This is a genomic window from Thalassococcus arenae (genome assembly GCF_019104745.1).
GTDB lineage: Bacteria > Pseudomonadota > Alphaproteobacteria > Rhodobacterales > Rhodobacteraceae > Thalassococcus_B > Thalassococcus_B arenae.
Genome location: NZ_JAHRWL010000001.1, coordinates 1,035,001 through 1,055,454 on the forward strand (window position 1 = coordinate 1,035,001; position 20,454 = coordinate 1,055,454).

General features: G+C 63.2%; 20 protein-coding genes. 12 read left to right on the top strand and 8 right to left on the bottom strand.

Annotated features, from left to right (window positions below):
* Window positions 1-36 precede the first annotated feature (36 nt).
* On the bottom strand, window positions 37-648 hold the full coding sequence (gene msrQ, locus KUH32_RS05200; RefSeq protein ID WP_217776987.1) for a protein-methionine-sulfoxide reductase heme-binding subunit MsrQ: 612 nt from the start codon (window positions 646-648) through the stop codon (window positions 37-39).
* On the bottom strand, window positions 648-1,550 hold the full coding sequence (gene msrP, locus KUH32_RS05205) for a protein-methionine-sulfoxide reductase catalytic subunit MsrP (RefSeq protein ID WP_217776988.1): 903 nt from the start codon (window positions 1,548-1,550) through the stop codon (window positions 648-650). The genes msrQ and msrP overlap by 1 nt, the downstream gene beginning before the upstream one ends.
* Before the next feature lie 295 nt (window positions 1,551-1,845).
* On the opposite strand from msrP, the gene KUH32_RS05210 reads away from it, so the two are divergent.
* The 3 genes from KUH32_RS05210 (at window position 1,846) to KUH32_RS05220 (ending at window position 5,100) form a co-directional block, all read left to right on the top strand.
* On the top strand, window positions 1,846-2,331 hold the full coding sequence (locus KUH32_RS05210; RefSeq protein ID WP_217776989.1) for a fasciclin domain-containing protein: 486 nt from the start codon (window positions 1,846-1,848) through the stop codon (window positions 2,329-2,331).
* Window positions 2,332-2,568: 237 nt separating this feature from the next.
* Entirely contained in the window at window positions 2,569-3,012 is a 444-nt protein-coding gene (locus KUH32_RS05215) for a DUF302 domain-containing protein (RefSeq protein WP_217776990.1), read from the top strand.
* 285 nt (window positions 3,013-3,297) lie between these two features.
* Window positions 3,298-5,100 carry a calcium-binding protein gene (locus KUH32_RS05220; protein WP_217776991.1) on the top strand — a complete coding sequence of 601 codons (1,803 nt, stop codon included), beginning with the start codon at window positions 3,298-3,300 and terminating at the stop codon, window positions 5,098-5,100.
* Between the two features lie 64 nt (window positions 5,101-5,164).
* Here the strand turns inward: KUH32_RS05220 and clpB are convergent, their stop codons facing one another.
* Entirely contained in the window at window positions 5,165-7,777 is a 2,613-nt protein-coding gene (gene clpB, locus KUH32_RS05225) for an ATP-dependent chaperone ClpB (protein WP_217776992.1), read from the bottom strand.
* A gap of 166 nt (window positions 7,778-7,943) precedes the next feature.
* Here clpB and pyrF point away from each other — a divergent pair, with 166 nt between their 5' ends.
* Together pyrF and KUH32_RS05235 are read left to right on the top strand one after the other, a co-directional pair.
* Window positions 7,944-8,645 (top strand): orotidine-5'-phosphate decarboxylase, encoded by a 702-nt coding sequence (pyrF, locus tag KUH32_RS05230; RefSeq protein WP_217776993.1) that lies wholly within the window; start codon window positions 7,944-7,946, stop codon window positions 8,643-8,645.
* Window positions 8,646-8,765: 120 nt separating this feature from the next.
* Window positions 8,766-9,029 carry a hypothetical protein gene (locus KUH32_RS05235; RefSeq protein ID WP_217776994.1) on the top strand — a complete coding sequence of 88 codons (264 nt, stop codon included), beginning with the start codon at window positions 8,766-8,768 and terminating at the stop codon, window positions 9,027-9,029.
* A 90-nt stretch (window positions 9,030-9,119) separates the two neighbouring features.
* Here the strand turns inward: KUH32_RS05235 and KUH32_RS05240 are convergent, their stop codons facing one another.
* Window positions 9,120-9,557, bottom strand: a complete 438-nt coding sequence (locus KUH32_RS05240) for an NUDIX domain-containing protein (protein WP_254899091.1) — start codon at window positions 9,555-9,557, stop codon at window positions 9,120-9,122.
* A 56-nt stretch (window positions 9,558-9,613) separates the two neighbouring features.
* On the opposite strand from KUH32_RS05240, the gene KUH32_RS05245 reads away from it, so the two are divergent.
* Entirely contained in the window at window positions 9,614-10,879 is a 1,266-nt protein-coding gene (locus KUH32_RS05245) for a DNA polymerase IV (protein WP_217778301.1), read from the top strand.
* Window positions 10,880-10,919: 40 nt separating this feature from the next.
* Here the strand turns inward: KUH32_RS05245 and KUH32_RS05250 are convergent, their stop codons facing one another.
* A complete protein-coding gene (locus tag KUH32_RS05250; protein ID WP_284438317.1) occupies window positions 10,920-11,579 on the bottom strand; it encodes a ChrR family anti-sigma-E factor in 660 nt (219 codons plus the stop codon).
* Window positions 11,576-12,238: a sigma-70 family RNA polymerase sigma factor gene (locus KUH32_RS05255; RefSeq protein ID WP_431358186.1), complete on the bottom strand. Its 663-nt coding sequence runs from the start codon at window positions 12,236-12,238 to the stop codon at window positions 11,576-11,578. Before KUH32_RS05255 ends, KUH32_RS05250 begins: the two co-directional genes overlap by 4 nt.
* 121 nt (window positions 12,239-12,359) lie before the next feature.
* Between KUH32_RS05255 and KUH32_RS05260 the strand changes: the two genes are divergently transcribed.
* The 6 genes from KUH32_RS05260 to KUH32_RS05285 are packed head-to-tail and all read left to right on the top strand — an operon-like array spanning window position 12,360 to window position 17,311.
* Window positions 12,360-13,658, top strand: coding sequence for an NAD(P)/FAD-dependent oxidoreductase (locus KUH32_RS05260; RefSeq protein WP_217776995.1), 1,299 nt, complete (start codon window positions 12,360-12,362; stop codon window positions 13,656-13,658).
* A complete protein-coding gene (locus KUH32_RS05265; protein WP_217776996.1) occupies window positions 13,655-14,410 on the top strand; it encodes a DUF1365 domain-containing protein in 756 nt (251 codons plus the stop codon). The genes KUH32_RS05260 and KUH32_RS05265 overlap by 4 nt, the downstream gene beginning before the upstream one ends.
* Entirely contained in the window at window positions 14,407-15,633 is a 1,227-nt protein-coding gene (locus KUH32_RS05270; protein WP_217776997.1) for an MFS transporter, read from the top strand. Before KUH32_RS05265 ends, KUH32_RS05270 begins: the two co-directional genes overlap by 4 nt.
* A gap of 1 nt (window position 15,634) precedes the next feature.
* Window positions 15,635-16,201 carry a DUF3833 family protein gene (locus KUH32_RS05275; protein ID WP_217776998.1) on the top strand — a complete coding sequence of 189 codons (567 nt, stop codon included), beginning with the start codon at window positions 15,635-15,637 and terminating at the stop codon, window positions 16,199-16,201.
* Window positions 16,198-16,929, top strand: a complete 732-nt coding sequence (locus KUH32_RS05280; RefSeq protein WP_217776999.1) for an SDR family NAD(P)-dependent oxidoreductase — start codon at window positions 16,198-16,200, stop codon at window positions 16,927-16,929. Before KUH32_RS05275 ends, KUH32_RS05280 begins: the two co-directional genes overlap by 4 nt.
* A gap of 58 nt (window positions 16,930-16,987) precedes the next feature.
* Window positions 16,988-17,311, top strand: a complete 324-nt coding sequence (locus KUH32_RS05285) for a DUF3775 domain-containing protein (RefSeq protein ID WP_217777000.1) — start codon at window positions 16,988-16,990, stop codon at window positions 17,309-17,311.
* 117 nt (window positions 17,312-17,428) lie between these two features.
* Here the strand turns inward: KUH32_RS05285 and lpdA are convergent, their stop codons facing one another.
* Both lpdA and aceF read right to left on the bottom strand, forming a co-directional pair.
* On the bottom strand, window positions 17,429-19,168 hold the full coding sequence (gene lpdA / locus KUH32_RS05290; protein WP_217777001.1) for a dihydrolipoyl dehydrogenase: 1,740 nt from the start codon (window positions 19,166-19,168) through the stop codon (window positions 17,429-17,431).
* Between the two features lie 12 nt (window positions 19,169-19,180).
* The gene (gene aceF, locus KUH32_RS05295; protein WP_217777002.1) at window positions 19,181-20,446 is read right to left on the bottom strand and encodes a dihydrolipoyllysine-residue acetyltransferase; all 1,266 of its coding nucleotides are present in this window, start codon (window positions 20,444-20,446) and stop codon (window positions 19,181-19,183) included.
* Window positions 20,447-20,454: the final 8 nt, after the last annotated feature.

A 20,454-nucleotide genomic window follows, 5' to 3' on the forward strand; every position in this document is an offset into this window, starting at 1 on the left:
GGGTCCGTGTCGACCGTTGTTTGATGAATCGAGGTCTCAGGCCGAGCGTGCAGCCCGGCCCTGTCGTTGCGCGGTCCCCCGCAGCACCAGCAATGCCAGGATCACTGCCAGGTAGATCAGCGGTTCAAGCTGAAAGCCCTTGCTCAGCATTACAAAGTGCGTCGCGCCCAGCAGCCCGACCGCGTAGGTCAGCTTGTGAAGCGCACGCCAGCGCGTACCCAGTTTGCGCACCGACCAGTTGTTCGATGTGATCGCCAGAGGAATCATCAGCGCGAACGCGACCATTCCGACAGTGATGTAGGGTCGCTTGACGATATCGGCCCATACCTGCCCCAGTATCTGTACGTCCAGCACCAACCAGACCAGCAAGTGCAGGGTGACATAGAAGAACGCCAGCAAGCCGAACGCACGCCGGAACCGGATGAGGTTGATACCCAGAAACCGGCGCAAGGGCGTGATGCACAAACCGATGACAAGCAGCTGAAGCGCGATCTCGCCGAGTTCATGTTCCAACGCCTTGATCGGCTCGGCGCCAAGTCCGCCAGTCATGCCAAGATAGAACAGCCAGGGAGCCGGCAGCGCATACAGTATATAAAGGGTCCAGTTCGGGATGCGCCTGACCCAGCTGTTGATCCGATCGACAAGCATCAGAAGAATTCGGTCAGGTCCATGCCGTCATAAAGACTCGCGACTTCGTCTTCGTAGCCGTTGAACATCAGTGTCGGCACCCGTTGCGCGAACAGGCCACCGCCGATCTGGCGTTCGGTCGCCTGGCTCCAGCGCGGATGATCCACGTTCGGGTTCACGTTGCTGTAGAACCCGTACTCGCGCGCATTGGCCTTGTTCCAGCTGGTCGGCGGCTCGGTGTCGGTAACGGTGATGCGCACCACCGACTTGATCGACTTGAAACCGTATTTCCACGGTACGACAAGACGCAGCGGCGCGCCGTTCTGGTTCGGGATCGGTTTTCCGTAGATGCCGGTGGCCATCATCGTCAGTGGATGCAGCGCCTCGTCCAGGCGAAGCCCTTCGACATAGGGCCAGTCCAAAACCGGGAACCGCGTCCCTGGCATTTCCTCGGGTCGCAGAACGGTTTCGAAGGCGACATATTTCGCGCCCTCCTGAACGCCTGCGAGATCAAGAAGGTCGGCCAGCTCGAACCCGTTCCAGGGCACCACCATCGACCAGGCCTCGACGCAGCGGAAGCGGTAGATGCGCTCTTCGACGGTCATTGCGGCCAAGATCTCGTCAAAGGCATAGTCGCCCGGCCGATCCACCAGGCCGTCAATCGTCACCGACCAGGGCGACGTCGTCAGCAGGTGCGCGTTCTGCGATGGATCGCTCTTGCCGGTGCCGAATTCATAGTAGTTGCAGTAGCTGGTGATGTCCTCCCAGCTGTTGGGCTCAAGCGCTTCTTGCGCGCGGCCTTGACCCGCGGCCATCGCAAGGCCGCTTGCCCCCAGGCCAGCCAGAATCTGACGGCGGTTCAGAAACACCGCCTCGGGCGTCGCATCCTTTCGGGTTAGGGTGTTCTTCCAGCGGTAGGCCATGGGTTTCTCCGGCGTGTTTGTGTTCTTCCACAGATGACGCCACGCCCTCTGCAAATCCAGTCACCCTCACGCACAGTTTGGCTACTGAAACAATCGGGCGATAGCGCGAAGGGTGTTCCGATCAACCGCGCTGACGCCGATGTGATGCGTGGATTCAAGCGCTTTTTCGCCTGTATTTCAAAAACTTGGCAACAATTCGCACATCGGCGTGAAGCAATGATCCAAGCGTCTATATCACCCGTATCCTGCATATCCCAACACGCGGGACCCCTTATGTTCAAAAGGAGTTGAACACATGCTTCGCAAGACCGTTCTGTCCCTGACCGCTGCGACCGCACTGGCCACCGCCGCCATTGCAGGTTCGATGCAGAAAGATATCGTCGACACCGCAGCTGCAGCGGGCAGCTTCGAGACGCTGCTTGCCGCCGCCACCGCCGCCGGCCTGGTCGATACCCTGAAGGGTGAAGGCCCGCTGACCGTTTTCGCCCCCACCGACGAAGCCTTTGCCGCGCTGCCGGAAGGCACCGTCGAAGACCTGCTGAAGCCCGAGAACAAGGACAAGCTGGTTGCCATCCTGACCTACCATGTCATCCCGGGCAAAGTGATGTCGACCGACCTCCAGGACGACATGACCGCAGCCACCGTTCAGGGCGGCAACATCATGATCGATCTCGACAACGGCGTGATGATCAATGACGCGTCCGTGGTCACCGCCGATATCGAAGCGTCGAACGGCGTCATCCACGTGATCGACAAGGTGATCCTGCCCGCCGAGGGTTGATCCGCTTTCCAGTCACGATCCCAGCGGGCGGCCCCAGTGGCCGCCCGTTTTCGTACAGGTCGCAGCGTTCGTTTCTTGCCGCGGACCCCAGTTTTTTCCAACGCGTTCCGGCCCTGTTCACATGCGTCGTCCAGCATGTGTTGATCTGCCTCAAAGGCAACCGCCAAGTCCACCGGTATCAAGCAAAGGTCGGAAGGCCGCGCGCAAGCCCGGTCGCGACCTGAATGGGAGGGAACCATGTTCAAGACCTTGTTGGCAGCCGCCGTCGCCTCGCTGGCATTCGCCGCGTCGGCGGCAGAGGTGATCACCTATGACACCGATGAAAGTTTCGAAGACGTCGTCTTCGGCCTGGAAAGCGCGATCACGAACGAAGGGCTTGTGATCGACGCCGTTTCCCACACCGGCGACATGCTGGAGCGCACCCGCGCCGATGTTGGATCCGACACGGTCCTGTTCGAGGAGGCCCAGATCTTCAGCTTTTGCTCGGCGGCATTGTCGCGCAAGGTCATGGAAGCCGACCCGATGAATATCATCTACTGCCCGTACGACATTTTCGTTTTCGTGCGCCCGGACACACCGGATGTCACCACCATCGGGTTCCGGACCTTCCCGGCGGGACCGATGGAGGAAATCCAGGCCTTGCTGGACCGCATCGCGAAATCGGCCATCGGCCTGGACTAGACACCGCCAGCACGCACCGGTCACGGCCCGCTCTCCAAGCGGGCCCTTTTCATGCCGCTTTGCTGCGCGATCCGTCGTCGACGCCCGGTCGGACATCGAACCAATTGATCTCGAACCGGACACATTGCGGCGAAATCGGTGAATTTGTTGCCCCGAACATACCTCTTATCCGTCCAACCACCGCCATTAACCAAACCTAGGAACGCCTTACCGAACGCAACGATCCGTAAAAATCAAGCGGTTACGGGGCGACGAAACGAAACCTGAGTAGCAGTGGGTAAGGACATGGCAACGATTTTCGAAACCGCGGACGCAGCGGGCGATCCGTTCACCGTATACAGCAACTACAACATCACATCCGGGGACACCTTCGAAGGCGGATTCGGCGTCGGAGACACCGACGATCGCATCAACGCAACCAACCTGATCGCCGGCGAGACAGTGACCTTTTCGCTGGAAGTCGACAGCTGGTCAGGCACGTTCGAATTCGCTCTCTACAACCCGGCGAACTACCATGCCTTCCGCCTGTTCGCGGATGAAAACGGGATCGTTCACCAGACGCCCGGAGCGACTTCGTTCGGGCAATTCACGAATTTCAGTTTCACCAGCGGTGTGCTGCGCTTCGACTTCACGCCCGACAACACCATGACCGGGGTCATCCAGGTCATGAACCATACCGGCGCACCGGCGACATATTCGGTCGATGTGGCCGTGGCCGATCCCTATGGCATTACCGAAGGCGCGGACAACGTCACCGGCCTTGCCTCGGCAGATGACGTGGACCTGCTTGGCGGTGACGATACGTTTGCCGGTGGCGAAGGCAACGACAGCGTGCGGGGCTCGGCTGGCGCCGACAGCATTCTGGGGGAAGGCGGCGATGACGAAATCGACGGCGGAACCGGCAGGGACACGATCGACGGTGGCGACGGAAACGACACCGCATTCGGTGGTAACGGAACCGACAGCCTGAATGGTCAGGCCGGAAACGACTACTTGCACGGCGGTGCCCATGACGATGTCCTGAACGGCGGAGAAGGCAACGACACGCTGATCGGCGCCAGCGGTAGCGACGTGCTTTCGGGCGGTGCGGACGACGATACGCTGAACGGCGGCAACAGCGACGACACCCTGTCGGGCGACGCAGGCGCCGACAAGCTGTTGGGCGGCAAGGGCGACGACGTCCTCGACGGCGGTGATGACGCCGACCACCTCGACGGCGGGTTCGGAAACGACACCATGACCGGAGGAACCGGCGCAGACGTGTTCAATATCGGCATCGCGTCCGGACAGGACCGCATCGAGGACTTTGAACTGGGCATCGACAAGATCGACGTCACCACCCTTGGTTTCGACGGTCTTGACGACATGGCGTTGTCCCAGGTCGGGGCCGACGCTCTTGTCGATCTCGGTGGTGGCAACACGATCCTGTTGGCTGGCATCGACTCGGCAACGCTGTCGGCGAACGACTTCGAGCTTTTGCCCAGCCAGATCACTGGTACGGCCTTCAAGGACAACCTGGTCGGTAGCGCCGTCAACGACGTCATCAGCGCAGATGGCGGCGACGACAAGATCCAGGGATTGGACGGCGACGATGAGCTCTACGGCCAGGGCGGGCGCGATCTGATCTACGGTGGTGCAGGCAATGACACGGCCATCGGCGGCAACGGCAATGACCGCATCTTCGGCGGCCAGGGCGAGGACAACCTGGCCGGCGGTTACAACAACGACTCGCTGTTCGGAGACGAAGACAACGACACCCTGTCCGGCAATCACGGCAACGACCGCCTGGATGGCGGCGCGGGCGACGATGTGCTCAATGGCGGTATCGGACACGACTACCTGACCGGCGGCAGCGGCGCGGACAGCTTCGTGTTCAATGCGAATTCCGGTCGCGATACCATCACCGACTTCGAAAACGGCGTCGACGTGATGAACTTGCAGTCGCTGGGACTGACCGGGTTCGGCGACCTTGCGATTTCCCAGAACGGGGCCGACGCGTTCGTGTTGATGCCGGGGTCAATGGCCAACAGCATCACGCTGACCGGTATCGACATCAGCGATCTCGACGCCGGCGATTTCCTTTTCTGAGAAAGCCCGGGGGGCAAAAGCAAGGCCCGCCGTTTCGGCGGGCCTTGTTGATTTCAAACGGCGATCAATGAACGACCGCGTCGTCCGGACGGGGGCGGTTCGATGCCGCGATCCGATCGCCGATGATCAATCCGTCGGCTCCGGCGCTGACAGGCACGGTATCGCCGTCTTTGATGTCTCCTGCCAACAGCATTTCGGCCAGCGGATCCTGCAGGGCGCGCTGGATCACACGCTTGAGCGGGCGTGCGCCGAAGACAGGGTCATAGCCTTCTTCCGCCAGCCAGGTCTTGGCGCCGCTGTCCAGTTCCAGCATGATCTTGCGCGCCGCCAGACGCCGCAGCAAACGTGCCAACTGGATATCGACGATCCCGTCCATGTCTTCGCGCTTGAGCCGGTCGAAAATGATCGTCTCGTCCAGTCGATTGAGGAATTCGGGGCGGAAATGGGCCCGCACCGCATCCATCACGTCGCGCCGCGCCTGAGCGCTGTCGGCCCCGTCCGGGAGCTGCGACAGAGCCTGCGACCCAAGGTTCGACGTCAGCAAGATCAGCGTCTGCTTGAAGTCGACCGTGCGGCCCTGACCGTCGGTCAACACGCCGTCATCCAGCACCTGCAACAAGACGTTGAACACATCCGGATGCGCCTTTTCGACCTCGTCGAACAGCACGACCTGGTAGGGCCGGCGCCGCACCGCTTCGGTCAGCACACCGCCTTCGTCATAGCCGACATAGCCCGGAGGCGCGCCGATCAGACGGGCGACGGAATGCTTTTCCATGAACTCCGACATATCGACCCGCACCATCGCGTGTTCGTCGTCGAACAGGAACTCGGCCACCGCCTTGGTCAACTCGGTCTTGCCCACGCCGGTGGGGCCCAGGAACAGGAAGCTGCCCAGCGGGCGGTTCTCGTCGTTCAGCCCGGCGCGTGCCCGGCGCACGGCATTCGACACCGCCTTGACCGCGGCATCCTGGCCGATGACCCGCCTGTGCAGGTCATCTTCCATCCGCAGCAGTTTCTCGCGTTCGCCTTCCAGCATCTTGGCCGTCGGGATGCCGGTCCAGCGTTCGACGACCGATGCGATATGTTCGGGGCGCACGGCCTCGTCCACCATCACCTCGTCGCCTTCCTCGGCTTCCTTGAGCTGCTTTTCCAAACCCGGGATCACGCCGTACGACAACTCGCCCGCGCGGGCCAGGTTGCCCTCGCGCTTGGCCTGGTCGAGCTCTGCGCGCGCGCGGTCAAGCTGTTCCTTGATGTCACGGGCGCTGGCCAGCTTGTCGCGTTCGGCCTGCCATTGCGCCGTCATCGCGGCAGATTGCTGCTGCAGATCACCCAGTTCCTTTTCCAGCTTTTCCAGCCGGTCCTTGGAGGCCTGGTCCTCTTCCTTCTTGAGCGCCTCGACCTCGATCTGCTTCTGCAGGATGTCGCGGTCCAGCGCGTCCAGTTCCTCGGGCTTGCTGTCGACCTCCATACGCAACCGGCTGGCCGCCTCATCCATCAGGTCGATGGCCTTGTCGGGCAGGAACCTGTCGGTGATGTAGCGATGGCTGAGCATTGCCGCCGACACCAGCGCCGAGTCCGAAATCCGCACGCCGTGGTGCAGCTCGTACTTTTCCTTGATACCGCGCAGGATGGAAATCGTGTCTTCGACCGTCGGTTCTTCGACCATCAGGGGCTGAAACCGGCGAGCCAGCGCCGCGTCCTTTTCCACATGTTTGCGGTATTCATCCAGCGTCGTGGCCCCGACGCAGTGCAATTCGCCCCGTGCCAGCGCCGGTTTCAGCAGGTTCGACGCGTCCATCGCGCCATCCGCCTTGCCTGCGCCCACCAGCGTGTGCATCTCGTCGATGAACAGGATGATCTCGCCCGCCGCGCCGGTCACTTCGGACAGCACGGCCTTGAGCCGCTCTTCGAATTCGCCGCGGTATTTCGCACCGGCGATCAGCGCGCCCATGTCGAGGCTGAGCAGTTTCTTGTTGCGCAGGCTTTCGGGCACGTCGCCATTGACGATGCGCAGGGCGAGACCTTCGGCGATGGCGGTCTTGCCGACGCCGGGTTCACCGATCAGAACCGGGTTGTTCTTGGTCCGGCGGCTGAGCACCTGCATGGCGCGGCGGATTTCCTCGTCGCGGCCGATGATCGGGTCGATCTTTCCCTCGCGCGCCGCCTCGGTCAGATCGCGGGCATATTTCTTCAGCGCGTCATAGCCTTCTTCGGCGCTGGCCGTATCCGCGGTGCGACCCTTGCGAATGTCGTTGATAGCTTCGTTCAGCTGCTGCGCAGTGACGGCCCCGGCTTCGAGTGCCTCCTTGGCGGGGCTTTTCACCATCGCCAACGCCATCAGGATGCGCTCGACCGGGACGAAACTGTCGCCGGCCTTGGTCGCGATCTTTTCCGCCTCGTCCAGCACGCGACCGGTCGCCGAATCCAGATAGATCTGCCCGGCATCACCGCCGACCTTAGGAATCTTGGCCAGCTTGGTATCCAGTGCCTGCCGCACGCGTTCGGGCGCACCGGCCGCGCGGGTTATCAGGTTGCTGGCCAGCCCCTGGTCGTCGTCCAACAGTGCCTTGAGAATGTGTTCGGGGGCCAGTTTCTGGTGGCTTTCCCGCATGGCGATCGTCTGAGCGGCCTGGATAAAGCCGCGCGACCGCTCGGTGAACTTCTCCAAGTTCATCGGTCTCTCCTTCCGTTAAGCGCCCGTATCACCCGCACCTGCCGTCGCAGCACACGGGTTTGTGAGCCTCGCTTTCTAGATGGTCAGCCGGGGGCCGCGGTTCAAGACCGGTCTTGACGCGCCCCTGCCTGATCGCCATCACCGCCTAAACCGACGGAGCCCACCCATGTCCGATGACCGCCTGATTGTCGCCCTCGATGTTCCCAATGCGCTAGAGGGCCTGCAAATGGCCGAAACGCTTGGCGAGGCCGTTTCGTTCTACAAGATCGGGCTGGGGATGCTGACAGGCGGTGGCCTGGCGCTGGCCAACGAGTTGAAGCAAGAACACGGCAAGCGCGTTTTCCTGGACATGAAGCTGTTCGACATCGGCGCCACGGTCGAAGCGGCGGTGCGCGGTCTGGCGCAATATGATCTGGATTTCCTGACGGTGCACGGCGATCCGCATGTTGTCAGGGCGGCGCGCGAAGGCGCGGCCGGCTCGAATCTGAAAATCCTGGCTGTCACCATTCTCACTTCGCTTGACCGGGCCGATCTGGACGCCAGCCTGATCCGCGAAGGTGCCGTTCCCGATCTTGTGGCCGAACGCGCGGAACGCGCCTTTCAGGCCGGGGCCGATGGTGTGATTGCCTCGCCCCACGAGGCGGCGATGATCCGCGCGCTGCCGCAAAGCGCAGGCCGCTTGATCGTCACCCCCGGCGTGCGTCCCGCTGGCGCCGATCTGGGCGATCAGAAACGCGTGGCAACGCCGGCCGCTTCCATTGCCGCTGGCGCCGATCACATCGTGGTCGGCCGTCCGATCCACCGCGCGTCCGACCCGCTGGCCGCCGCAAAGGCGATCGTCGCAGAGCTTGCAGCGGCGCGAGCCTAGCCATTCGGTACTTCCACATGCTGCAACTGCACGATTTCGTGTGGGATGTTGGCGCGGCGGAACGGAATGCCCACTTCCGAGTTATCCACAGGACAATGTGAATAACCCGGAGGCACGAGCATGTCCGATATCAAGACCCAGATCGGTGAGATCGCATACAATCCATCCGGCGCCTGTTTCGAGGCATTGGTCACTTTTCACGCGCCACTTGGCCGGTTCAGCGTCGCGGCGAGCCACGAGGCACCGCTGAGCGCGGAATTCGACGCGATCAGCGACGGGTTGCTGCGCGACGCGCTGGCCGCGCTGAACGCGCCAGGTCGCCTGGGCGCGCGTGTGGCCGAAGAAGAAAGTGACGAAAACTGGGAACCGCGCCGCGCCGCCTGAGTTACAATAGCTGTGACCCGGTTGGTCCGAGCGCTGCCTGTCTCGACCGACCCGCGCTGATCCCTCACTGTCCCTCGGGATCAAGCCTCACTAGCCGGGAGGTTCGTCCTCCCGGCTTTTTTTCATGTAGTCGCGCAGTATCGACCGGAAATGCGGAATGGCATGGGGATGCTGGATGAACAGCCCGGGCGGCATCGTCAGCCACCCCGCTCCTTCACCGCCAAAGCGGACGGCATCGCGTGCGGAACCGGGCAGGTGCGTTGCAAAAAACCAACTCACCCCGCTGCCGACGTCGCGTAGATGCGCAAGCGTCAACGCCCGGGCGTCCAGCAGCAGCCCCACTTCCTCTTCCGCCTCGCGGATCGCGCAGGCTTCTGGCGTCTCGTCGCCGTCGCGGGCGCCACCGGGAAAATCGAGAAATCCGGGCCACGGAATGCCGGGACTGTGGTCACGTTGCAGAACCAGCAAGTCGGTTCCGAGAAACACCATCACCTTGGCGCCGGCGAACTGGGTTCGGGGATCGGGCATGGTCACGGCATCAACCCTTGGATAGACTGAAGCTTACGGAATCCGATCTCGACATCATGCCAGCCCTCTGCCGCGATTGCCTGAGCCAATTCGACACGGTCCCGACACCGCCGGGCCGATGCCCGGCCTGCGGGCGCCGCCGCGTGCTGGCGCATGACGAATTGTGGAACCTGTCCATTGCCCATATGGATTGCGACGCCTTCTACGCCAGTGTCGAGAAACGGGATAACCCGGATCTGGCGGACAAGCCCGTCATCATCGGCGGCGGGCGGCGCGGCGTGGTGTCGACTGCCTGTTATATCGCCAGGATTCGCGGCGTGCGGTCGGCAATGCCCATGTTCAAGGCGCTGAGCCTGTGTCCCGACGCCGTCGTTCTCAAGCCGCGGATGCAGGTCTATGCCGAGGTCTCGCGCCAGATCCGCGAGATGATGGAGGCGCTGACCCCGGCCATCGAACCGCTGTCGCTGGACGAGGCGTTCCTGGATCTCAGCGGCACCGCTCGGCTGCACAACGCACCGCCCGCGGTCATGCTTGCGCGTCTGGTCAGGCGCATGAAAGCGGAATTGGGCGTGACCGGGTCGATCGGGCTCAGCCACAACAAGTTCCTGGCCAAGATCGCCTCGGATCTCGACAAGCCGCAGGGCTTTGCGGTGATCGGCGCCGCCGAGACCGAGGCGTTCTTGCGCCCCAAGCCGGTGCGGATGATCTGGGGGGTCGGGGCGGCAACGCAGGAGGCGCTTGACCGCGCGGGCATCCGGACATTCGACGACCTGTTGCGGTGGGACAGGCAGGACCTGACCGCCCGGTTCGGATCGATGGGCGACCGGCTCTGGCACCTGGCGCGCGGCCAGGACAAGCGACGGGTCACGCGCCACGCGCCGATGAAGTCGATCTCGAACGAGACCACCTTTCACGACGACACCGACGATCCCGACATTCTCGACGGGCATCTTTGGCGGATGTGCGAAAAGGTCGCCGACCGCGCAAAGGCCAAGGGGCTGGCGGGCCGCGTCGTGACACTGAAGCTCAAACGGGCCGATTTCACCCTTCTGACACGACGGCAGTTGTTGCCCGATGCGACGCAGATGGCCGACCGCCTCTATCGTGTCGCGCGCAGCCTTTTCGACCAGGTCGGCGACAAGGGGCCCTATCGCCTGATCGGCGCGGGTCTGGGCGATCTCGTGCCCGAATCCCAGGCCGACCGCGAAGGCGACCTTCTTGACCCACAGGCTGGTGCACGCGCGGGCGCGGAGCGGGCAACCGACAGTATCAGAAGAAAATTCGGGCCTAACGCGATCATGAAGGGGCGCTCCCTGCGATAGGCGCGCCCCTCATGACAGCCGCAAACGCGGCTCGGGGGGATCAGATCTTGACGAACGGCTGAACCAGACGCGGCAGCAGTCCACGGAATTGCAACGGTGCGTCGGTGACGGCAAGGCAGATGCAATCCTCTGACAGATCGGCGATCGGGGTATGATGCATGTCCTCGCTCGCGATCTCGATATCGCCGCGCGCGAAACGCCCGTCCTCATCCTGGAATGCGCCTTTCAGCACCAGGGTCAATTCCATTCCGTTATGGCCATGATCCGGGATCGCCGTGCCGGCCGGAATGAACAGAAGGCGCGCGGTCGCCTCGGGAGACGTCTTGAGGATCGCCTGTTTGACCCCCATGCCAACCGAGCGCCACTTCACATCGTCAAGCGACCCGCCAACGTAATCCAGAAGCGGCGCCGGAAGAACCGGATCGTTGCGCCGTTTCTTTTCGGATGTCGCACCCGTGGCAGGGGATTTGCGGATGAGGGCCAGCGCGCCATCAAGGCAATCGTCGGAGACCGCGACCGTGTCCGCCGTCTCGATGACGGCACCGCCCACGGCATCATAGCTTTCGACCGCTGCGCGGCATTCGTCGCACAGTGAGATATGGCTGGCCACGATCAGGTTAACTGCTTCGGTCAACGTTCCGGCGGAGTAGCCCAGGATCAGGTCATCGGTAAGGTGGTGGGTAATCTTCATCGTCGTCATCTCTGGTCCATGGCATGGCGCAAGCGGTCCAGTGCCAGCCGTATCCTCGACTTGATAGTGCCCAGTGGCAGGCCCGTCTGTTCGGCGATCTCGGAGTGGCTGAGGTCGCCGAAATAGGCCTTCTGGATCAAGTCTCGTTGCTTTTCAGGCAAAGCCGCGATGGCCGCACCCAGTTTCTCACTCTCCTGTTGCAGGCCGATTATTTCGGCCTGATCCGGCTCCGACTCGGGCCCCCAGGGGAGGTCTTCGGGTTCGGGCCGCCGCTGCTTGCGCAGCGCGTCGATCTTCTTGTTCCGGGCGATCGTGAATATCCACGTCGCCACCGATGCCCGGCTCGGGTCGAACAAGGCCGCCTTGTTCCAAACCGTGGCCAAAACTTCCTGAACGCATTCCTCAGCCAGCGCGGCGTCGGCGCCCGATCGCATCAGAAATGCCTTAACCCGCGGCGCGAAATGCCCAAACACCTCGACGAACGCGGCTTCATCCTTGTTGTCGCGAATCCGGACGATACGCTCGACCCATTCCGCACTGTCTTCACGCGTCTTTTCGGTCACGCGTCGCGTCCTCGCAGCTGACTGTCCCTTGGCATCGCAGGTTGTGTCGCGCGGCGCAACCGCGGCGCTGTGGTCTGCATCCAGGATGTCAATGCTGCCTAACATGGACTGAATACGCCGCCGTTCGGGAAACGGATCAATTTTTTTTTCTGAACTCATTTTCATCCGAAGCCTACCGCGCGCCGTAAGTTTCGTTAGACAAAAAGAAAAGCAAGGAACCTGACACATGCCATTCGAAGCCCGCGCCGCCTCGCCCCGCCACATCGCCGTGATCGGGGGGGGTATTTCCGGGATGGGCGCCGCTCACATGCTGGCCGATGACAACCGTGTCACCCTGTTCGAGGCCGAGCCCCGGCTGGGCGGTCATGCACGGACGCGGATCGCCGGAAAGAACGGCGACCAACCGGTCGATACCGGGTTCATCGTCTTCAACTATGCGAATTATCCGAACCTGACCGGGCTGTTCGATCGGCTTGCCGTGCCGGTGATGAAATCGGACATGAGCTTTTCCGCCAGCCTGCGTGGCGGCGCGATCGAATACGGGCTTGCCAGCCTGGGTGCCCTGTTCGCTCAGAAACGAAACGCGGTGAACCCGCGATTCCTGCGCATGGTCCGCGACATCGTGCGCTTCAACGCGCGTGCGCTCGATGCGGCCAACGACAGGACGCAAAGCCTGGGCGATTTTCTGGACGCGATGGGTACCGGAGACTGGTTCCGCGATTACTACCTGCTGCCGCTGTCCGGCGCGATCTGGTCGACGCCGACCGACAAGATCCTGGATTTCCCGGCACATGCGCTGATCCAGTTCTTCGAGAACCACGCGCTGTTGCATCACGCCGGCCAGCACCAATGGTATACGGTGCGCGGCGGGTCGACCGAATACGTGAGCCGTCTTGCCGAAGCGATGAAGGTTCAGGGTGTCGCATTCCGCACCGGCTGCCCGGTCGAGGCGGTGCGCCGCACCGTGACGGGTGTCGAGATCAAGGCGAAAGGCGGCGAGTGGGAAATCTTCGACGACGTCGTCTTCGCCACCCATTCCGACGACTCGCTGCGCTTGCTGACAGACGCCACGAAGGTCGAACAGCGCGCATTGGGCGCCGTCGCTTATCAGCCGAACAAGATCGTTCTGCACGCCGATGCCAGCGTCATGCCCAAGCGGCGCGTTTGCTGGTCGTCCTGGAACTACACCGAAGACGCGGTGAAGGAGATGAACCAGATCGACCTGACCTACTGGATGAACAAGCTGCAACCGGCCATTCCACAGGACGATCCGATGTTCGTGACGCTGAACTCGGCCCGCCCGATCCGCCAAGAGTTGATCTATGACGAGGTCACACTGCGCCACCCCGTCTATGACCTGGCCGCTCTCGAAGCGCAGGACGTGGTGCGGGCGATGAACGGAACGCAGCGCACCTGGTTCTGCGGCGCCTGGATGAAGAACGGCTTTCACGAGGACGGTCTGTCATCGGCTGTCGACGTCGTGCACGCCATCCGTGCCCGCGACGCGGTCGCCACCGCGGCATGAGCGCTGTCGAACATATCGCGGGTCACACCTACCATGGCCGCAAAGGGGCGATCGAAAACGCGTTTCGCTATTCGATCGACTATCTTCTGCTGGATGCCGAAGTCGATGCACGCGGCCCCGCGTTGTTTCGGCGCAACAGGCGTGGCGTGACTGCGCTGCATGACCGGGATCACGGCGGCGCGCCCGGAGCGGGCAGCGGCCCGGTCTGGGCACGCGAGGTGCTGAAGCAACACCAGGTTCACGCGCCGGGTGCCTTGCTGTTGCTCGCCCAGCCGCGCGTTCTGGGCCATGTCTTCAACCCGGTGTCGTTCTGGCTTTCGCACACCGCTGACGGCAAGCTGATCGCGGTCATCGCAGAAGTCACGAATACCTTCGGCGACCGGCATTCCTACCTGTGCGTCAAGCCGGACCGGTCCGAGATCCTCCCCTCGGACCGGCTCGTGGCGACCAAGATCTTTCATGTGTCGCCATTCCAGCCCATCGCCGGCGGTTATGTCTTTCGCTTCGACATCCAGCCCGACCGGATCGGGATCTGGATCGAATTCAGCCATGGCGACGGGGGTTTGATCGCCACCCTGACCGGCACCCGGAAACCCCTGACCAATCGCGGCGTGGTTGGCGCGCTGTTGCGACGGCCGTTCGGGTCGCGTCGCGTGCTGGCCCTGATCCATTGGCAGGCGTTCAAGCTCTGGTGGAAAGGCGCGCGCTACCGGCCCCGTCCCGAACCGCCGCTCGAGGACGTCACCCAGTGACGCATTCCGCCCGACTTCCAGCCTACGCCGTTTTTGCCGGCGTATTGTCGGCGGCTGGCCTGCCCATCTACATACACGCACCGAAATTCTACGCCGACGAATTCGCCGTCAGCCTCGGAGCGCTCGGCGCGGTGCTGTTCGGGCTGCGCCTGCTGGATGTCGTGCAGGATCCGCTGCTCGGTCGTCTGGCCGCGGCTCTGTCGAACGCTCGGGGGATCGCCGTTGCGATCGCAGCGGCGATCATGGCGGGCGGGATGATCGGACTTTTCGCGCTGCCACCCCTGCTGCCCCCGCTTTGGTGGTTCGCATTGATGCTGACGCTGGTCTTTTCGGCCTTTTCCTTTCTCACCATTGCGTTCTACGCGCGCGGCGTCACCAAGGCCGGCGACCTGCCCGGCCAGGGGCATTTCCGGCTGGCCCGCTGGCGCGAAACCGGTGCCCTGACCGGCGTCTGCGTGGCATCGGTTCTGCCAACCCTGTTTGCAGCCACCGCATTGCCGCCTTTCGCCGCATTCGCGGTGGTCTTCGCGGCATTGACCGCGCTTGCCGCGCTGCTGATGGCACCGGAATGGCGCGGGCGCATAGCCCTGCCGCGCTCCGGCTTCGGAACCATCCTGTCGGACCGCACCGCGCGGCGCTTGCTGATGATCGCCTTCGTCAATGCCGCACCTGTCGCGGTCAGTTCGACGCTGTTTCTGTTCTTCGTCGAAAGCCGCCTGGACGCGGCGGGCTGGGAAGGGCCGCTATTGCTGCTTTTCTTCCTCGCAGCCGCGGGCGCCGCGCCGCTTTGGGGCCTCGCAGCCGAACGATATGGCGCGCAACGCGTGCTGCTGGCGGCGATGGTCCTGGCCATTGTGGCGTTTGGCGGCGCACTGGCCCTGCGCGCTGGCGACACCTGGCTTTTCGCGGTGATCTGCCTGGCGTCGGGCGCGACGCTGGGTGCGGACCTGACGCTTTTGCCAGCGCTCTTCGCCCGTCGCATGGCGCGTGTCGCCCCGAATGCCGCCGAAGGCTTTGCACTGTGGTCGTTCGTGTCGAAATTCACGCTGGCTTTTGCAGCCGCAGCGCTACTTCCTCTGTTGGAAATGCGCGGTTTCCAGCCGGGAAACCAGAACAGCGAAGACGCCCTTGAAACGCTCGGCCTGCTTTATGCGGGCGTGCCCTGTTTGTTGAAACTGGTGGCAATCGGCCTGCTGGCCACCACCCAGATAGAGGAGGACTGACATGGAAGCCCTTCTTTTCGTCCTGTTCGGTGCCATCGCCGTCGCCGGGCTGACCTGGTTGGTCAGCCGCAAGGCAGGTTTTCTTGCGCAGAAGCCCGAGGACTATGCCGATGTGCCGGGCCGCAGCTTTGACCTGCGCATCCACCTCAACGGTCCGATCACCTGCGAAGGCGTGATCTACGGTCCCACCGGGCGGGTGACATCGCGTTTCGTCGGCGAGTTCGATGCGCAATGGGAAGGCAACCGCGGCATCATGAAAGAGCGCTTCGAATATGACAGCGGCAATGTTCAGCATCGCGAATGGAACCTGACGCTGGGAAATGATGGCCGCATCAAGGCGACAGCACCCGACGTGGTAGGCGAAGGCGAAGGACAGCAATCGGGCCCGACAGTGCAACTGAAATACCGCATCAGGCTGCCCGACGATTCCGGCGGCCATGTTCTGGACACCACCGACTGGATGTATCTTGCGCCCAACGGCACCATCGTGAACCGCAGCCAGTTCCGCAAGTTCGGTATCAAGGTCGCCGAGCTTGTCGCCACCATGCGCCCGCGTGAGACCGCATGAGAGAGTGGGCCGGAAAACGCTATTGGCTGGTCGGCGCGTCTGAAGGGCTTGGCGCCGCGCTGGCACACCGGATGAGCGTCGCCGGGGTCGAATTGGTTCTGTCGGCCCGTTCCGAAGACAGTTTGCGCGCGCTTTCCGAGGCGCTGCCGGGAAAGGCGCATGTTGCACCCGTAGACATCACCGATGCGAAGGGCCTCAAGACGGTGTTGGACGAAGCGGGTGAAATCGACGGTGTCGTTCACATGGCAGGCGTCTACTGGCCCTTCGGCGCCAAGGAATGGGATGCAGAGCAGGCCAACCTCATGGCCGATGTCAATTTCACAGGAGCGATGAAGCTGATGGGGGTCGTCGTGCCGCGGTTCGTCGAACGCGGCCACGGCCACATCGTTCTGACCGGGTCTTTGTCGGGCTTTCGCGGCCTGCCCAATGCGGCGCCCTACGTCGCATCCAAGGCCGGCGTCATGGCTTTGGCGGAATCGTTGCACGCGGATCTGCATCGCAGCGATATCGACGTGCAGCTGGTCAATCCCGGTTTCGTCAAGACGCGGCTGACCGACAAGAACAGCTTTTCCATGCCGTTCATCATGGCGCCCGAAGACGCCGCGCGCGCCTATTTCGAGCACATGACCAGCGATCGGTTCAAACGCAGCTTTCCGACCCTCTTTTCGCTGGTGTTTCGCGGATCGCAGTTGCTTCCGGACTGGCTCTACTATCGGCTATTTGCGTAAGATCAAGGACGGGGACGCACCGGGAATGCACCTTTTCCCGGCAAGGAGGAGACCCGTCATGGAAAGCATCTCTGTCAGAAAGGTCGCGCAGGTCATCGTGATGGCACGCGAACTCGACCGCGCCGAGGGCGAATTGCGGGCCTTCATCGACCGCATGGACGAAGAAGAACAAGCGGGGCTGGTCGCGGTCATGTGGGTCGGACGCGGGTCGTTCGAAGCCGAGGAATACACCGAGGCCTACCAGACCGCCTATGCCGAAGCGACCACACCGACCGCAGACTACCTGATCGGCACACCACACCTGGCCGACAATCTCGAAGCGGGTCTCGACGCCCTGGGCTACGATGTCTCGGAAGAGGAAAACGCCGTCATCGGGCGGTGATTGCAGCCTGTCGATGTCGCCCGGGCGGTGTGCCGCCCCCATGACCGCGCGGCATGAACGCGATGACGGTCTGGCGGTGCAGCCGCGCCTTTCGGCAACGGCTGCACCGGACGTCGCTCAGTGCTTGCGCTTTTTCGGCGGCATCAGGTCTGTGATCGTGCCCTCGAACATCTCGGCGGCAAAGTTCACCGTTTCCGACAACGTCGGGTGCGGGTGGATCGTGTGGCCCAGATCGACCGCGTCGGCGCCCATCTCGATGGCCAGCGCGACCTCGGAAATCAGGTCGCCCGCATTGGTGCCGACGATCATGCCGCCGACGACGCGCTGATCCTCGGGATCGAACAGCAGCTTGGTCACGCCTTCGGACCGACCGTTCGACAGGCTGCGGCCCGACGCCGCCCAGGGGAAGACGCCTTTCTCGACCTTGATGCCCTTGGCCTTGGCTTCGGTTTCGGTCAGACCGCACCAGGCGACCTCGGGGTCGGTATAGGCGACCGACGGGATCAGCTTGGCGTCGAAATGCCGGTTCTCGCCCGCGCAGACCTCGGCCGCCACCTTGCCTTCGTGCACCGCCTTGTGCGCCAGCATCGGCTGGCCCACCACGTCACCGATGGCGAAGATATGCGGCACGCCGGTGCGCTGCTGACTGTCCACGGCGATGAAGCCGCGTTCGTCCACCGCCACGCCGGCCTTATCGGCATCGATCAGCTTGCCGTTGGGCTTGCGACCCACGGCGACCAGCACCTTGTCGAAGGTGTCCGAGAACGTCTCGCCCTTGTCATCCTCAAAGGTGACCTTGAGCCCCTTCTTCTGGGCCTCGACCGCGGTGACCTTGGTCTTGAGGAAGATGTTTTCGTAGCGACCCTTGATCCGGGTCATCAGCGGCTTGACGATGTCCTTGTCGGCGCCGGGGATGATCTGGTCCATCAGTTCGACCACGGTGATCTTGGAGCCGAGCGCGTCATAGACGCAGGCCATCTCCAGCCCGATGATGCCGCCACCCAGCACCAGCATACGCTTGGGGATGTCGCGCAGTTCCAGTGCGCCGGTGCTGTCGATCACCCGTTCGTCGTCATGCGGGATGAAGGGCAGCGTGACCGGTTCGGAACCGGCTGCGATGATGCATTGGTCAAAGCTGACGGTCGTCTTGCCGTCGTCGCCCTGCACCTCGATCATGTTCGGCCCGGTGAACTTGCCCATGCCGCGCACGACCTGCACCTTGCGGCCCTTGGACAACCCGTCCAGACCGCCGGTCAGCTGACCGACCACGCCATCCTTGAAGGCGCGCAGCTCGTCCAGGTCGATCTTGGGCTTGCCAAAGCTGATGCCATGCGCGCCCATTTCCTCGGCCTCGGTCATCACCTTGGCGACGTGCAGCAGCGCCTTGGAGGGGATGCAGCCGACATTGAGGCAGACCCCGCCCAGGGTCGGGTTCTTTTCGATCAGAACGGTTTTCTTGCCCAGGTCGGCGGCGCGGAACGCCGCGGTGTAGCCGCCGGGGCCCGAGCCCAGCACGACCACCTCGGCATGCACGTCGCCGGCGCCGGTCGCAGTGCCCGTGGCGGCCACGGATTGCGGCGCAGCGGCAGCGGGCGCCTCGGCAGCCGCGGGTTTTTCGGCCGGGGCATCGGCACCTTCCAGCGTCAGGATGACCGAACCTTCGGAGACCCTGTCACCTTCCTTGACGGCGATGGCGGTGATCTTGCCGGCGGCGGGCGACGGCACTTCCATCGTCGCCTTGTCGGATTCCAGCTCGATCAGCGCATCCTCGGCGGCGACGGTGTCACCGACGCTGACCAGGACCGTTACGACCGGCACATCCTTGAAATCGCCGATATCGGGGACTTTGACTTCCATCAGATCGGCTCCTTACCACATCAACTTGCGCATATCGCCAAGCAGCGTCTTGAGCGTCACGCAGAAACGCGCGGCCAAGGCGCCATCGACGGCACGGTGATCGTAGGACAGCGACAGCGGCTGCATCAGGCGCGGCACGAATTCCTCGCCATTCCAGACCGGCGCCATCTTGGACCGCGTCAGGCCCAGGATGGCCACTTCGGGCGCGTTGACGATGGGCGTGAACGACGTGCCACCGATCCCGCCCAGCGACGAGATGGTAAAGGTGGCGCCCTGCATGTCGGGGCCCTTCAGCTCGCCCTTGCGGGCCTTGGCCGACAGCTCGCCCAGCTCCTGCGAGATTTCCACCAGGCCCTTGCGGTCGGCATCCTTGATGACCGGTACGACCAGACCGTTCGGCGTGTCGGCGGCGAACCCGATATTGTAGAAATGCTTGCGGATCAGCTTGTCGCCATCGGGATGGATCGAGCTGTTGAATTCCCAATGGGTTTTCAGCGCGCTGACCGACGCCTTGATGACGAAAGACAACAGCGTGACGCGATAGCCGTCTTCCTTGGCCATCGTGTCCATCTCCTTGCGGTACTTGTCCAGCTCGGTGATGTCGGCCTCGTCGTTGTGGGTGACATGCGGCACGTTCAACCAGGACCGGTGCAGCGCGGGGCCCGAGATCTTCTTGATCCGGGGCATGTCCACGTCCTCGACCGGGCCGAACTTGGAAAAGTCCACGACCGGGATCGGCGGAATGCCCATGCCGCCCGCGACGGCACCACCGGCCACGGCGGGCACGGTCTGGGATTTCAGCGCCTTCTCCACGTCCTCGCGCAGGATGCGGCCCTTGCGGCCGGAACCGTTGACCTTGTTCAGGTCCACCTCGACGCGGCGGGCAAAGGCGCGCACCGATGGTGATGCGTGAACCTTGGAAAAGCCCGCATCGGTCACGGGCGCCGGGGCCACGGCGGCAGCGGGTGCAGCGGCGGCCGGAGCGGCGGCGGGCGCGGGTGCCGCTTCGGACTTGGGCTCCTCGGCGGGCGCTTCGGCAGCGCCGGAGCCCTCGACGACGAGGATGACCGAGCCTTCGGACACCTTGTCGCCTTCGGACACCTTGATTTCCTTGACCACGCCGGCGGTCGAGGACGGCACTTCCATGGTGGCCTTGTCGCTCTCAAGCTCGACGATGGGGTCTTCGACGGCAATCGTATCGCCCACGCTGACCAGGATGGTCACCACCGGCACGTCCTTGAAATCGCCGATATCGGGGACTTTCACTTCTGTAGTCATTGGTCTTG

Coding starts and splice junctions, on each gene's coding strand:
- msrQ (WP_217776987.1), bottom strand. CDS start 648: ATGCTTGTCGATCGGATCAACAGCTGGGTCAGGCGCATCCCGAACTGG.
- msrP (WP_217776988.1), bottom strand. CDS start 1,550: ATGGCCTACCGCTGGAAGAACACCCTAACCCGAAAGGATGCGACGCCC.
- KUH32_RS05210 (WP_217776989.1), top strand. CDS start 1,846: ATGCTTCGCAAGACCGTTCTGTCCCTGACCGCTGCGACCGCACTGGCC.
- KUH32_RS05215 (WP_217776990.1), top strand. CDS start 2,569: ATGTTCAAGACCTTGTTGGCAGCCGCCGTCGCCTCGCTGGCATTCGCC.
- KUH32_RS05220 (WP_217776991.1), top strand. CDS start 3,298: ATGGCAACGATTTTCGAAACCGCGGACGCAGCGGGCGATCCGTTCACC.
- clpB (WP_217776992.1), bottom strand. CDS start 7,777: ATGAACTTGGAGAAGTTCACCGAGCGGTCGCGCGGCTTTATCCAGGCC.
- pyrF (WP_217776993.1), top strand. CDS start 7,944: ATGTCCGATGACCGCCTGATTGTCGCCCTCGATGTTCCCAATGCGCTA.
- KUH32_RS05235 (WP_217776994.1), top strand. CDS start 8,766: ATGTCCGATATCAAGACCCAGATCGGTGAGATCGCATACAATCCATCC.
- KUH32_RS05240 (WP_254899091.1), bottom strand. CDS start 9,557: ATGCCCGATCCCCGAACCCAGTTCGCCGGCGCCAAGGTGATGGTGTTT.
- KUH32_RS05245 (WP_217778301.1), top strand. CDS start 9,614: ATGCCAGCCCTCTGCCGCGATTGCCTGAGCCAATTCGACACGGTCCCG.
- KUH32_RS05250 (WP_284438317.1), bottom strand. CDS start 11,579: ATGACGACGATGAAGATTACCCACCACCTTACCGATGACCTGATCCTG.
- KUH32_RS05255 (WP_431358186.1), bottom strand. CDS start 12,238: ATGTTAGGCAGCATTGACATCCTGGATGCAGACCACAGCGCCGCGGTT.
- KUH32_RS05260 (WP_217776995.1), top strand. CDS start 12,360: ATGCCATTCGAAGCCCGCGCCGCCTCGCCCCGCCACATCGCCGTGATC.
- KUH32_RS05265 (WP_217776996.1), top strand. CDS start 13,655: ATGAGCGCTGTCGAACATATCGCGGGTCACACCTACCATGGCCGCAAA.
- KUH32_RS05275 (WP_217776998.1), top strand. CDS start 15,635: ATGGAAGCCCTTCTTTTCGTCCTGTTCGGTGCCATCGCCGTCGCCGGG.
- KUH32_RS05280 (WP_217776999.1), top strand. CDS start 16,198: ATGAGAGAGTGGGCCGGAAAACGCTATTGGCTGGTCGGCGCGTCTGAA.
- KUH32_RS05285 (WP_217777000.1), top strand. CDS start 16,988: ATGGAAAGCATCTCTGTCAGAAAGGTCGCGCAGGTCATCGTGATGGCA.
- lpdA (WP_217777001.1), bottom strand. CDS start 19,168: ATGGAAGTCAAAGTCCCCGATATCGGCGATTTCAAGGATGTGCCGGTC.
- aceF (WP_217777002.1), bottom strand. CDS start 20,446: ATGACTACAGAAGTGAAAGTCCCCGATATCGGCGATTTCAAGGACGTG.